Source organism: Pseudomonas sp. PGPPP4 (assembly GCF_002256045.1).
In the GTDB taxonomy this organism is placed as follows: domain Bacteria; phylum Pseudomonadota; class Gammaproteobacteria; order Pseudomonadales; family Pseudomonadaceae; genus Chryseomonas; species Chryseomonas oryzihabitans.
Genome location: NZ_NKID01000005.1, coordinates 155616 through 169022 on the forward strand (window position 1 = coordinate 155616; position 13407 = coordinate 169022).

Annotated in this window: 9 protein-coding genes and 2 tRNA genes; 6 read left to right on the forward strand and 5 right to left on the reverse strand. The window is 67.1% G+C overall.

The genetic code is table 11. The features are described from left to right. Positions 1 to 136: 136 nt before the first annotated feature. Both CFE50_RS11430 and CFE50_RS11435 read left to right on the forward strand, forming a co-directional pair. Entirely contained in the window at positions 137 to 703 is a 567-nt protein-coding gene (locus tag CFE50_RS11430) for a GNAT family N-acetyltransferase (protein WP_027596845.1), read from the forward strand. Between the two features lie 187 nt (positions 704 to 890). Then, complete coding sequence (locus CFE50_RS11435; RefSeq protein WP_077172237.1) at positions 891 to 3347, forward strand: putative bifunctional diguanylate cyclase/phosphodiesterase; 2457 nt, start codon at positions 891 to 893, stop codon at positions 3345 to 3347. Here the strand turns inward: CFE50_RS11435 and CFE50_RS11440 are convergent. Together CFE50_RS11440 and rdgC are read right to left on the reverse strand one after the other, a co-directional pair. Beyond that, a complete protein-coding gene (locus CFE50_RS11440) occupies positions 3297 to 4238 on the reverse strand; it encodes a bile acid:sodium symporter family protein (protein WP_027602755.1) in 942 nt (313 codons plus the stop codon). The two genes, CFE50_RS11435 and CFE50_RS11440, sit on opposite strands and share 51 nt — an antisense overlap. Positions 4239 to 4457: 219 nt before the next feature. Then, the gene (gene rdgC / locus CFE50_RS11445) at positions 4458 to 5378 is read right to left on the reverse strand and encodes a recombination-associated protein RdgC (protein WP_007159072.1); all 921 of its coding nucleotides are present in this window, start codon (positions 5376 to 5378) and stop codon (positions 4458 to 4460) included. Between the two features lie 210 nt (positions 5379 to 5588). Here rdgC and CFE50_RS11450 point away from each other — a divergent pair. Next, positions 5589 to 5664: transfer RNA gene (locus CFE50_RS11450), tRNA-Val, on the forward strand. 13 nt (positions 5665 to 5677) lie between these two features. Then, positions 5678 to 5754 (forward strand) — tRNA-Asp (locus CFE50_RS11455). A gap of 516 nt (positions 5755 to 6270) precedes the next feature. Here the strand turns inward: CFE50_RS11455 and ydiJ are convergent. Continuing rightward, on the reverse strand, positions 6271 to 9300 hold the full coding sequence (ydiJ, locus tag CFE50_RS11460) for a D-2-hydroxyglutarate dehydrogenase YdiJ (protein ID WP_286733876.1): 3030 nt from the start codon (positions 9298 to 9300) through the stop codon (positions 6271 to 6273). A gap of 151 nt (positions 9301 to 9451) precedes the next feature. Here ydiJ and CFE50_RS11465 point away from each other — a divergent pair, with 151 nt between their 5' ends. Next, on the forward strand, positions 9452 to 10357 hold the full coding sequence (locus CFE50_RS11465) for a LysR substrate-binding domain-containing protein (protein WP_027596841.1): 906 nt from the start codon (positions 9452 to 9454) through the stop codon (positions 10355 to 10357). Further along, positions 10354 to 11061 carry a GntR family transcriptional regulator gene (locus CFE50_RS11470; protein ID WP_286733605.1) on the forward strand — a complete coding sequence of 236 codons (708 nt, stop codon included), beginning with the start codon at positions 10354 to 10356 and terminating at the stop codon, positions 11059 to 11061. The genes CFE50_RS11465 and CFE50_RS11470 overlap by 4 nt, the downstream gene beginning before the upstream one ends. A 63-nt stretch (positions 11062 to 11124) precedes the next feature. Here CFE50_RS11470 and CFE50_RS11475 read toward each other — a convergent pair whose 3' ends face one another. Next, the gene (locus CFE50_RS11475; RefSeq protein ID WP_286733607.1) at positions 11125 to 12078 is read right to left on the reverse strand and encodes a PDR/VanB family oxidoreductase; all 954 of its coding nucleotides are present in this window, start codon (positions 12076 to 12078) and stop codon (positions 11125 to 11127) included. A 10-nt stretch (positions 12079 to 12088) separates the two neighbouring features. Continuing rightward, positions 12089 to 13147, reverse strand: a complete 1059-nt coding sequence (locus CFE50_RS11480; protein ID WP_286733610.1) for an aromatic ring-hydroxylating dioxygenase subunit alpha — start codon at positions 13145 to 13147, stop codon at positions 12089 to 12091. Positions 13148 to 13407: the final 260 nt, after the last annotated feature.

The following is a 13407-nucleotide window of genomic DNA, read 5'->3' on the forward strand; positions in this document are numbered from 1 at the left end:
GCCCATCGCGCCCGGACAAAGTGTCGCACCTTGGGGTGCCAGACGTCAGTTCTGGTGCGTTGGGGGATGCCAGTGGGTTGAGCCGGGCGGCCGGCCCTGTTAGGTTGGCGGGCTGATTCAAGAGCGAGAGACCGTCATGTTCCAAGCGCAGCCCATTTCCCTGCAACGTGGTGCGCTGCGCCTGGACCCCCTGGCGGAAGGCGACGTGCTGGAGCTGGTCAGTCTGGCCGAGCGCAATCGCGAAGCGCTGCACTACCTGAGCGGGCCCCTGCGTCCGGACTGGTATCGCCAAGCCCTGGCCGAGCAGCGCGAAGGACGCGCTTTGCCCTTTGCCGTGCGCATCGCCGACCGGCTGGTGGGCACCACCCGTTTCGCCGACTTCCTGCCGGCGCTGCCCGCCGCCGAGATTGGCTGGACCTGGCTCGACAGTGAGCAGCATGGCAGCGGACTCAACGGCAACATCAAGTACCTGATGCTGCGCCATGCCTTCGAGCACTGGCAGCTGGTGCGGGTGCAGCTCAAGACCGCCGCGACCAATCTCCGATCCCAGGCCGCCATCGAGAAGCTGGGGGCGGTCCGCGAAGGCCTGCTGCGCCATCACCGGCGCCTGGCCGACGGGCGTCTGGACGACACCGTGATGTACAGCATCACCGATCGCGAATGGCCCGAGGTGAAGGCGCGCCTGGAGGCGTCCTTCAACTAGCGGTGGCTCCTCGACTACCGTTCGTCGGCAGCCGCCGGCAGCGGTAGGGCGGCACCCCCCTCTGCGTCGCTTGTCTGGCGCCGGTAATCCAACGTAGCTGTCTTTACGAGCCAACAGTTTTCCGCGAAACGGCCGACATGCCTGCTCAATGGCAAGAATTCGCCCGTCTCCTTTTGCGGATCGCTGTATGTCTTCACTGTCGCCTTCCTCTGCGCTGCGCACGCTGCGGGTCGTCTGGCCCTTCGTCATCATCCTGTCCTGCCAGGCGCTGGTCGCCATCGTCAGCCTGCAACTGCTGTCGACGGTGCGCGCCTATGTGTCCGCGGAAAGCCTGTGGAGCAAGAGCCTCGGCAACGCCATGCTGGCGCTCGGCGCCTACCTGGACGAAGGACGGCCCGAGTTCTATCACGCCTACCTCGCGTCCATCAGCGTCAACGACCTCGACCGGGCGGCGCGGCAGGAACTCGATAGCGGCGGCGACCGCGCCGAAGCGGCGCGGCTGCTGCGCCTGGCCGGCAACAGTCCGGACGACATCGACGGCCTCATCGCGCTCTTCCAGATGGCTCGCCATGTGGAACCCTTCGAAGGGGTGATCGCCCGCTGGCAGATCACCGATCCCTACATGGACGAATTCCAGGCCCTGGCGCGCACCGGCTTCGAGTTGATCAAGCTGCGGGGACCGGGACCGGCGCTGATTCCGCTGAAACGCCAGCTGCTGGACCTGCACGACCGGATGATGCCGGAAACCGTGGCCTTCTCGGAGCGCCTGGGGGTGGCGTCGCGGCAGCTGGTGGCGGCCCTGTTCATCGCCAACGTCCTGGTCGGCGCCTTGCTGGTGCTCCTGGCCATCTGGCGCATGCACAGCCTGGTGCAGCAGCGCTGGCGCTCCGAGCAGGCGCTGCAGGCGGAAAAAGAACATATCCAGGTCATCCTGGCGTCCCTGGGCGATGCCGTGCTGGCGCTGAATGCCCAGGGTCGGCTGCTCTATCACAACCCGGCCGCGGAGCGCCTGCTGGCGTGGCCGGGGCTGGCGGCGGGTACGCCCGTCACCCACCTGTTCGACATCCAGACCGAGGACCAGCCGGCGTCGACCCAGCCGCTGGCCGAGCGCCTGCGCAGCCAGGACTGGCTGGCGGGCAACGAGCCCCTGGCGCATCAGCTGGTGCGCATCGACGGTACCCGGGTGCCAGTGGCCCTGACGGTGACCCCCCTGCCGCGGGGCGAGTCCGGCACCGGGGTGGTGCTGGTGATGCACGACCAGACCCGCGAGCGCGCCTTTCTGCACGATCTGGCCTGGCAGGCCAGTCACGATGCCCTGACCGGGCTGCTCAATCGCCGCGAATTCGAGACCCGGCTGGAGCGCCTGCTGGCCCGCGAGGACCTGGCCTGTGCCTCGCTGCTGTTCATCGATCTGGACCAGTTCAAGATCGTCAACGACACCTCCGGGCATTTCCATGGCGATCGCCTGCTGCGCCAGTTGTGCGAATTGCTCGCTCAGCAACTGGGCGAAGAGGATTGCCTGGCGCGGCTGGGCGGCGACGAATTCGGCGTGCTGCTGGAAAACCGTACGCCGGCGCAGGTCGAGGCGGTCGCCGAGCGCCTGCGCTGCTGCGTGGGTAGCCTGCAATTCGAAGCGGCCGGGCAGGGCTTTCGCGTCGGCCTGAGCATCGGTGTGGTGCACCTGGGAGGCCAGGCCCTGGCGCCCGAGGAGGCGCTGCGCCTGGCCGATCTGGCCTGCTACGCGGCCAAGGACAAGGGGCGCAATCGCATCCAGGTCTTTGCCCCGGGCGATGTGGAGCTGGATCAGCGCCATGGCGAGATGGCCTGGGTGCAGCGCCTGCATCGGGCGCTGGCCGAGGACAGGTTTCGGCTATATGTCCAGCCGATCCTGGGGCTGGGCCAGGAGACCGTCGCGGATCACCACGTGGAGGTGCTGATGCGGCTGGAAGAGGGCGAGCGGCTGATCGCGCCGGGCGCCTTCATCCCGGCCGCGGAGCGTTATGGCCTGATGCCCGACCTGGATCGCTGGGTGATCGCCGCGGCCCTGGCGCGCTTCGCCGAGCTGCCCGACGGGTTGCTCGACACCCTGGCCATCAACCTGTCCGGGCACTCGCTGGGCGAGGCGGGTCTGGCCGATTTCGTCAGGCAACAGCTGCAGCGCTGGCAGATCGCGCCGGCGCGCATCTGCTTCGAGATCACCGAGACCAGCGCCGTGGCCAATCTGGATGCGGCGCGGTTGTTCATGGACGAATTGCGTGGCCTGGGGGTGAGATTCTCGCTGGACGACTTCGGCGCCGGGATGTCGTCCTTCACCTACCTCAAGCACCTGCCGGTGGACTACCTGAAGATCGACGGCAGCTTTGTTCGTCACCTGCTGGAAGACGCCGTGGACAGCGCCATGGTCGAGGCGATCAATCAGCTGGGCCATCTCACCGGCAAGAAGACCATCGCCGAGTTCGCCGAGAACCCGGCGGTGGTGGCGGCGCTGACTGCCCTGGGGGTCGACTATGCCCAGGGCTACGGCATCGCCCGGCCGCAGCCCTTCACCGAGGACACCTGCCAGGCGCTGCTCCGGCAGGTGTGGCACGAGACTTCAGGGACGCGCGTCGTCGTCCTTGAAGCGGCGGAAGAGGGTGGCCAGTAGCGCCCCGGAGATGTTGTGCCAGACGCTGAACAGGGCGCTGGGGACCGCCGCCAGCGGCGAGAAATGCGCCGTGGCCAGGGCGGCGCCGAGCCCGGAATTCTGCATCCCGACTTCCAATGCAAGGGATTTGCGCTGGGCCACTGGCAACTTGCAGAACTTGCCGGTGAGATAGCCGAGCAGGAAGCCGAAGCCGTTGTGCAGGATCACCACCGCCATGATCAGCAGCCCGGATTCCGCGATGCGCGCCTGGCTGGCGGCCACCACCGCAGCGACGATCACCACGATGCTCACCACCGAAGCCAGCGGCAGCACCTCGACCAGGGCGCCGACGCGCTGGCCGAGCAGACGCTGGGCGACTAGACCCAGGGCGATGGGCAGCAGCACCACCTGCAGGATCGACCAGAACAGCCCGCCAAAGGAGATCGGCAGCCAGGTGGAGGCCAGCAGCCAGATCAGCGCCGGGGTCAGCAGGGGCGCGAGCAGGGTGGTCACCGCGGCGATGGCCACCGACAGCGCCAGGTCGCCCTTGGCCAGCCAGGTCATGACATTGGACGCCGTGCCGCTGGGGCAGCAGCCGACCAGGATGACGCCGACGGCGATCTCCGGCGGCAGGTGGAACAGCTGACAGAGCGCCCAGGCCACGCCCGGCATGATGACGAAGTGGGCTACCACCCCCAGCAGCACCCGCCAGGGGTGACGGCCGACGGCGGCGAAATCCTCGACCTTGAGCGTCAGGCCCATGCCGAACATGATCACCCCCAGCAGCGGCACGATGGCCACGCTCAGCGGCTTGAATACTGCGGGGGCGAAGAACGCCAGCAGGGCGGCGAGCAGCACCCAGAAGGCGAAGGTATTGCCGACGAAGCGGCTGAAGGCGGCCAGGGCACGCATGGCAAACTCCTTTTTCAATAGGCAGAAAAAAGGCCGGTCTGCGCCGGCCTTGAGGTGAGCTTAGAGCCTTTTCAAAGTCTCGCGAGCTAGAGTCAAACAAGGCGAAAAGATCTGAGGAAGCGGAGTTTACAATTTGTAAATGAGCATTCCGACCGGGCTGGCGATCCAGGGTCTTTTCAACGCCGTTTGGCCGACGCGCAGCAGACTTTGAGCAGGCTCTTACAGCCCCTGGGGCAACTCTTCACCACCCAGGGCTTCGATCAGCTGGGGCAGGAATTCCGCCAGGGTCATCATCATCAGCACGAAGCTGGCGTCCTGCTGGCCGAGGGCGTCTTCGCCGCCGTCCTGTTCGGCCTGGTCCTGCAGCAGGTCCTCGAACTTCAGGCGCTTGATGGTGACCTTGTCGTCCAGCAGCAGGGCCAGCTTGTCCTGCCAGGCCAGGGCCAGCTTGGTGACCAGCTTGCCGGCGCCCAGGTGGTTCTGGATCTCTTCGCTGGTCAGGTCCTGACCCTTGCAGCGCACCACGCCGCCGTCTTCGCCGGCATCGCGCAGCTCGCACTCGTCGAGGATATAGAGGCCATGGGTGGCGTCACCGGCCTTGACCCAGTCGGTGAAGGTGGCCATCGGCGCCTGCTTGACGCCCAGCGGCCGGACCGGCAGCGAGCCCAGGGCATCGCGCAGGGTGGAGAGCAGGTCCTCGGCGCGCTTGGCGCTGGAGGCGTCGACCAGGATCCAGCCCTGCTTGGGGTCGATGGCGGCATAGGTGGTCTGGCGCCGGATGAAGGCGCGCGGCAGGAAGGCCTGGACGATCTCGTCCTTGATCTGCTCCTTCTCCTTCTTGTAGACCTTGCGCATCTGCTGGTTTTCGATCTCGTCGACCTTTTCCTGCACGGCTTCCTTGACCACGCTGCTGGGCAGGATACGTTCCTCCTTGCGCGCGGCGATCAGGAAGAAGCCCTGGCTTTCGTGCACCAGCGGCAGGTCCGGGCCCTTGCCGAAGGGCGCGACGAAGCCATAGGTGGACAATTCCTGGCTGGCGCAGGGACGAGCCGGCTTGGCGGCGAGGGCGGCTTCGAGGGCTTCGGTCTCGAAGGCGACTTCCTGGGTGAGACGGTAGACGAGCAGATTACGGAACCACATGGTGTCACTCCCAAAAACGAAGCGCGCATTATCCGCGTCGCCCGCCCCGGAGGCCAACCCCGGATCGCGATGGTCGTCGGGAATGCGCGCTTTCTTAGGTGCGCGGGAGGGCAGCGCTAAGCCTTTGGAAGTGCTGGGAAAATTTTTTTGAAAAAGGGGTTGCCAGGTCGTAAACCCCTCCGTAGAATGCGCCCCACTTCGAGAGCAAACGGGTGATTAGCTCAGCTGGGAGAGCATCTGCCTTACAAGCAGAGGGTCGGCGGTTCGATCCCGTCATCACCCACCACTCGAGGTAATGCGCAGCGGTAGTTCAGTCGGTTAGAATACCGGCCTGTCACGCCGGGGGTCGCGGGTTCGAGTCCCGTCCGCTGCGCCATTTAAAGGTTGTCTGGTTCTGAACGCCAGCAACCATCGAGAAGCGGCCCTAGTGGCCGCTTTTTCGTTTGGGCGCGATTTTTTTGGTCGTGCTGTCTGGTACCTTCCTTTTTTCCTCGCGCTCCTGCCGAGCGATCTGCCAACAGGCGGGTCGAGCGTGCGCCTGGACGCGTGGAAAACGCTGCGCGGTTTTCCACCCTACGGCTGTTGTTGGGCTTCGACGGTGGAGCTGTCTCAGCCCAACCTACGGAAGGATGCGTCCTGTAGGTTGGGTTAAGCGCAGCGAAGCCCAACATCGCCCCTGTCGAACTCCGGCTGTTGGGCTTCGACGATGGAGCTGTCTCAGCCCAACCTACGGAAGGATGCGTCCTGTAGGTTGGGTTGAGCGCAGCGAAGCCCAACATCGCCCCGGTCGAACTCCGGCTGTTGGGCTTCGACGATGGAGCTGTCTCAACTCAACCTACGGAAGGATGCGTCCTGTAGGTTGGGTTGGGTGCAGCGAAGTCCAATAGGGCGGTCAGCCCCGCACCGCTTCCAACACCGCTTCCAGCGGGTGCCGCAGGCGGCGGTCGTCGATGCGTTTGACCTGGCTGCGGCAGGAGTAGCCGGTGGCCAGGGCTTCGCCCTGGTCCGCCGGGACCGCCAGGGCGCGGGCCCAGGACTGGTCGTAGATCACCTTGGAGGTCGCGAGATTCCGTGCCTCGTGACCGTAGGTGCCGGACATGCCGCAGCAACCGGTGCTTTCCGGCTTGAGGCCCAGGCCCAGGCGCTCGAACACCTGCTGCCACTGGCTGACGCTGGCCGGGGCGTTGGTCTTCTCGGTGCAATGGCCGAGCAGGCGATAGACCTTGTCGCCGACCACCTTCTGCTCTTTCGGCAACACCTGCAGCAGCCACTCCTGGGGCAGCAGCACCTCGGGCATCCGGGCGATGCCGGGGACCTTGGGGTATTCCTGGCGATAGACCAGGGTCATGGCCGGATCGAGGCCGACCAGCGTGACGCCGAAGCCGGCCAGACTGGCGAGCTGAGCCGCATTGCGCCGTGCGGTGCGCTCGAAGGCGCCGAGAAAGCCCTGCACCTGCAGCGGTTTGCCATTGGCGCGATAGGGCGCAAGGAACACCCGCTGCCCCAGCCGCGCCGCCAGTTCGAGGAAGGCGGCGGTGAGCGGCGTCTCGAAATAGCGGGTGAAGGCATCCTGTACCACCACTACGGTCCTGGCGCGCTCTTCCTCGCTCAGCGCCAGCAGCCGCTCCGGCGTGGCGATCTGCACCTGCCACCGATGCATGACCGGCACCAGGTCGAAGCGGCTGAGCAGGGGGCTGTCGACCATGCCGATGCGCTCGGCGAACAGGCGCTGGATCGGCGTGGCGCCCATGACCGCGTTGTAGAGGCCCGGGGCGCGGGCGAACAGCGGTAGGCTGAATTCCAGGGAGCCGATCAGGTAGTCGCGGACGGGGCGCAGGTAGCGACGGTGATAGAGCTCGAGAAAGCGCGAGCGGAATTCCGGCACATTGACCTTGATCGGGCACTGGCCCGCGCAGGACTTGCACGCCAGACAGCCGGCCATGGCGTCATAGACCTCGTGGGAGAAGTCCGCCTCGGCCTGGCGGCCATTGCGCCAGCGCTTAGGCAGGGCCTTGAGCCAGTTCAGCGCACCACGCGGGGCGGGGGCCAGCACATCGATGCCGGCCTGGCCCTGCAGGCGCAGCCATTCACGGATCAGGGCGGCGCGGCCCTTGGGCGAATGGATGCGCTGACGGGTGGCCTTCCAGGACGGACACATGGCGTCGTCGGGATCATAGTTGTAGCAGGCGCCGTTGCCGTTGCAGTGCATGGCGGTGCCGTAGCTCTGCCAGACGCGCTCGTCGAGGGTGCGGTCCAGTTCGCCGCGGAGGGTCACGCCATCGACCTTGAGCAACTCGGCGCCGCTGGCGAGTGGGGTGGCGATCTTGCCCGGATTGAGCTGGTTGTGCGGATCGAAGGCGCCCTTGAGCGCCTGCAGAGCGGGGTAGAGGTCACCGAAGAAGGCCGGCGCGTATTCCGAGCGTACGCCCTTGCCGTGTTCGCCCCAGAGCAGGCCGCCGTATTTCTGCGTCAGGGCGGCCACCTGGTCGGAGATCGGTCGGACCAGCGCCGCCTGGCGCGGGTCCTTGAGATCCAGCGCCGGACGCACGTGCAGCACCCCGGCGTCGACGTGGCCGAACATGCCGTATTGCAGGTTGTGGCCATCGAGCAGGGCGCGGAATTCGGCGATGAAATCGGCCAGACGCTCCGGCGGTACCGCGGTGTCTTCGACGAAGGGCTGCGGGCGGATCTCGCCCTGGACGTTGCCGAGCAGGCCCACCGCGCGCTTGCGCATGGTGTAGACACGGGTCACGGCGTTGCGGCCGACGGCCAGGGTGTGGCCGAGGCGCTCGACGGTACCGTCCTGGCGCAGGTGGGCGAGGAAGCCTTGGACGCGGGCATCCACTTCCTCGGGGGCGTCGCCGCTGAATTCCACCAGGTTGATACCCAGGGTGGGGCGCTCGACGTCTTCGGGGAAGTATTCCGCCACGCTGTGCCAGACGATGTCCTGCATGGCCAGCAGCAGGACCTTGGAGTCCACCGTTTCGATGGACAGCGGCTTGAGTTCGATCAGGGCGCGGGCATCGCGCAGGGCATCCATGAAGCTGGCATAGCGGACGTTGACCAATACCGAATACTTGGGAATCGGCAGGACATTGAGCTTGGCCTCGGCGATGAAGGCCAGGGAGCCCTCGGCGCCGCAGAGCACGCTGTTGAGGTTGAAGCGGCCGTCCGCCTCGATCAGGTGCGCCAGGTCATAGCCGGTCAGGCAGCGATTGAGCTTGGGAAAGCGCGCCTCGATCAGTTCGGCCTGCTGCTCGGCGATATCCCGCGCGCAGCGATAGACGGCGCCGGTGCGGTCGTCGCGAGCACAGAGGGCGTCCAGCTCGGCGTTGTCCACCGGGCGACTCTGCAGGCGCTCGCCGCCGATCAGGTAGGCATCCAGCTCCAGCACGTGGTTGCGGGTCTTGCCGTAGGTCACGCTGCCCTGGCCGCTGGCGTCGGTGTTGATCATGCCGCCGATGGTGGCGCGGTTGGAGGTGGACAGCTCCGGGGCGAAGAACAGGCCGTGGGGCCGGAGCGCGGCGTTGAGCTGGTCCTTGACCACGCCTGCTTGCACCCGCACCCAGCCCTCCGCGACGTTGATCTCGAGGATCTGGTTCAGGTGGCGGGAGAGGTCGACCACGATGCCGTCGGTCAGGGACTGGCCGTTGGTGCCGGTGCCGCCGCCACGCGGGGTCAGGACCACGCCCTGGAAGCGCGACTCGCCCATCAGTCGGGCCAGGCGCTGGACGTCGGCGCTGTCCTTGGGAAAGACCGCCGCCTGGGGCAGGCGCTGGTAGATGGAGTTGTCGGTGGCCATGACCGTGCGGCTGGCATGATCCAGCGCGATCTCGCCCTGGAAGCCGCTGGCGGCCAGGGTGGTCAGGAAGTCGGTGTAGGCGGCGGCGAGGGGCGCCGGGGCCGGCAGGCGGGCGATCATGTTCATCAGGCGGGCTCTCTGGCGGCGGACGGCCGTCTCCTTCAGCGAGCGAAGGAATGGCGTCGACCTTTTCTGGCTATAGTAGGCATTCTCACCACAGCGCGGCGGCGCCACAACCGAAGATTCCGCCGCCTATGCCGGAAGATCCTGAATGAATCACCGTCGCCTGACGCCCTCCATGTCGCTGCTGCTGGCTTTCGAGGCGGCAGCGCGCCATGAGAGCTATACCCGGGCGGCCGAGGAGCTGTCGCTGACCCAGAGCGCCGTCGGTCGCCAGGTGCAGGCCCTGGAACAGTTGCTGGGATTGACGCTGTTTCGCCGCGAGGGGCGGCAGATCGTCCTCACCGATGTCGGTCGCGCCTACAGTCGCGAGCTGGGCCTGGCCCTCGGGCAGATCCGCAGCGCGACCCTGCAGGCCATGGCCTTCGCCTCCGGCCAGGGCACCCTGCGCCTGGCGGTGCTGCCGACCTTTGGTTCCAAGTGGCTGCTGCCGCGACTGGGCGACTTCTATGCCGCCCACCCCGGCATGCTGGTGCACCTGCATTCGCGCATCCAGGCGGTGGACTTCGCCGCCAGCGAGATCGATGCCGCCATCAGCGTCGGCAGCGGCGATTGGCCAGGGCTGCGTGCCCATCCGCTGCAAGCCGAGCACCTGGTGGTGATCGCCAGCCCGGCGACCCTGGCGGAATTGCCGGACGCCACGCCTGCCACCCTGGCCGACCAGCTGCTGCTGGGCGTGGCCAACAATCCCCAGGCCTGGGGCGAGTGGTTCCGGCATCACGAGCTGCCGCATCGGGCGATGCGCCCGGGGCCGAGTTTCGAGCTGACCTCGCACCTGATCCAGGCGGTACGCGCCGGCATCGGCATCGGCCTGGTGCCGCGGGTACTGGTGGAGGACGAACTGGCCCAGGGCGAGTTGCTGGCCTGTGGGCCGGCGCTGGTCAGTCGCCGCAGCTATTACCTGGTCTATCCGCCGCGCAACGAGGGGCTGCCGTCGCTGCAGGCCTTTCGGCAGTGGCTGCTGGCCGAGATCAATGAAGGAGAGGGACAGCCATGAGCAAGCCGGGACAGCGGGTACTGGCCGCGCTGCGGCAGATGATCCTGTCCGGCGAACTGGGCGCGGGCGAACGCCTGGCGGAGATTCCCACCGCCGAACGCTTTGCCGTGTCGCGCATGCCGGTGCGCCTGGCCCTGCGCACCCTGGCCGAGGAAGGCCTGTTGGAGCGCAGCGGTGCCCGCGGCTATCAGGTGCGGGCGCTGACCGGTGCCGATCTGGAGGGCGCCGTGGAAGTGCGCGGGGTGCTGGAGGGCCTGGCCGCGCGCCAGACGGCTGAGCGGGGCCTGGATGCTGAAACTCGTGCGGTGCTGGAAGACTGTCTGCGCCGGGGTGACCGGCTGTTCGCCAAGGGACACGTGGTGCTGGAGGATCTGGAGGAGTACCACGATCTCAATCGCGGCTTCCACCAGGCCATCGTCGCGGCCAGCGGCAATCCGGCCATCGGCCTGGCCCTGGGCCGCCACGAGCATCTGCCCTTCGCCTCGGTGAGCGCGCTGGCGGTGGATGCCGACAATCTCGAGCGCGAATACCGCCGCTTCAACTTCGCCCATCTGCAGCACCATGCGGTCTTCGATGCCCTGGTGCGCGGCCAGGGCGCCCGTGCCGAGGGCATCATGCGCGAGCACGCCCAGGCGACCCTGGGCTATGCACGCTGGTTCGGTGGGGAAGAGGGGGAGGCGGGGGCGGTACGGGTGTTGGTGTAGGGCGGTTCCCTCACCCCGGCCCTCTCCCAGAGGGAGAGGGGGAGGTAGGGTGGGCTCGGGTGGTCAGAGATCCAGCACCAGACGCTCGCCCTTGGCGCGGGAGCAGCAGGGGGTGAAGCGGTCGTTGGCGGCGCGCTCGGCCTCGGAGAGAAAGAGGTCGCGGTGCTCGGGTTCACCGTCCAGCACCGGGGTCAGGCAGGTGCCGCAGAGGCCCTGGCCACAGGACACCGGCAGGACGACCCCCATATCGGCCAGCACCTCGACCACGCTGCGTTCGGCCGGCACCTGCACCCGGCGCCCGCTGCGCGCCAGTTCCACCTCGAAAGGGCGCTGCTCGCCCTGGGCGGCCGGATCGGCGGCGAAGTATTCGCGGTGGATCTGCCCGGGTTGCCAGCCCTGGGCTTGGGCGGCGTCCACCACCGCGGCCATGAAGCCGGCCGGGCCGCAGACATAGAGGTGGTCGTCCGGCGCCGCCGGGCCGAGCAGGTGCTGGAAGTTGGGTCTCAGCGCCGGATCGTGCTGGTCGAAATGCACCCTGACCTGCTCGGCATAGGGTCGCGCCTTGAGCCAGGGGATAAAGGCCGCGTGTTCGCGGTCGCGCACCAGATAGCGCAGGGTGAAACGCGCGCCCTGCTGATAGAGCTGCTCGGCCATGGCCAGGAGGGGGGTGATGCCGATGCCTCCGGCCAGCAGCTGGGTGCGGCGCGCGCTCGGCACCAGGGCGAACAGATTGCGCGGCTCGCTGACCTGCAGCCGATCGCCCACCTGCAGGCGATGCATGGCCTGGGAGCCGCCGCGGGAGTCGGGGACGAGCAGCACGGCGATGCGATAGCGGGTCGGGGCGGGTTCGGGCGTGGCGCACAGCGAATAGTGGCGCAGCAGGCCGTCGCCCAGGGCGATCTCCAGATGGGCGCCGGCGGCGAAGCCGGGCAGGGGGCCGCCGTCGGCGCGGGCCAGGTCGAAGGCCAGGATGGTGGGCGCCTCGCGCTGCACGGCGGTAACGATCAGGTCGAGCATGGGAGGTCTCCTAGGCGATCTGCCGGACCGGGATGCCGGTGGCGGCCTGTTCGGCGGCCAGCAGGCGGTCGATGATCTGCCGCGACTGCACGCCGCCGGCGTCGATGTTGAGCTTGAGCAGGCCGCGCTCGGGATAGCGCAGGAGGTTCTGCTGCTGGCGTTCGAGCATCTCCAGGTCTTCGCCGAAGATCTTGCCCTGGCCCTCGCGGATGCTGGCGGTGAGCTCGGCATCGTCCGGCTTGAAGTTGCGCGCCATGCCCCAGAAGTACCAGATGGAGGTCTCGGTCTCAGGGGTGATGAAGTCCACCACCACGCTGGCGGCCTTGACCGCCGCCGGGGCGTCGTAGCCGCCATGGCCGGCATGGGCAACGCCTACCTCGATCATGACGTGGCTGGGCGGGGTGAAGCGGCAGATCTGCCAGCGATCCACCGGGACGTCATCGGCCAGGCCGTTGCCGCGCAGGGCCATGCGCCAGAAGGGCGGGGCGGAGATGTTTTCCATGTGCCGGCTGGTGATGACCTCGTCGCCTTCGACGCGGGTGGCCGGCGGCGCCTCGTCGATCTCTTTCTGGCCGATGCTGGAGGCGTGGACATAGGTCTCGTGGGTGAGATCCATGAGATTGTCGATCATCAGCCGGTAGTCGCACTGGATGTGATAGAGGCCGCCACCATAGGCCCAGTCCGGGCTCTCGGCCCATTCCAGGCGGGGGATCAGCGCGGGATCGGCCTTGGCCTGGTCGCCCGGCCAGACCCAGACGAAGCCGTGCCGCTCGACGGCGGCATAGGGACGTACCGCGGGAAAGACGCCGACCCGCTGCCCCGGCATGCCCAGGGTCTTGCCGCCGCAGCCCATCTCCAGGCCGTGGTAGCCGCAGACCAGGGTGCCGTCGCGAACGAAGCCCAGGGACAGTGGCGCGCCGCGGTGCGGGCAGAAGTCTTCCAGGGCCACCACCTGGCCATTGGCATCACGATAGAAGACCAGGGGTTCGCCGCAGATCTGGCGGCCCAGGGGTTTGTCCTGCACTTCGTCGGGGGTGCAGGCGACGTACCAGGCATTCTTCGGGTACATGAACGAGACCTCTTGTTGTTGTCTATTGGATCCAATGGTTATGGCGGTTAACCTTTTCTGTCAACGGCATTTGCCTTGGGAATGCCGCGCTCAGGACGAATGGCGTTACGAATCTTGCACCCTTTGCCGCTGGATTGGATCCTGTATGCCCAGACGCCCCTGTCGTTCACCGGTCTCGTTCACGCCCGGCAAAATAGTTAATTGACTTAACTAATTCTCTGGCGTAGCTTCAGCTCCATACCCACCCAACAACAAGAGGC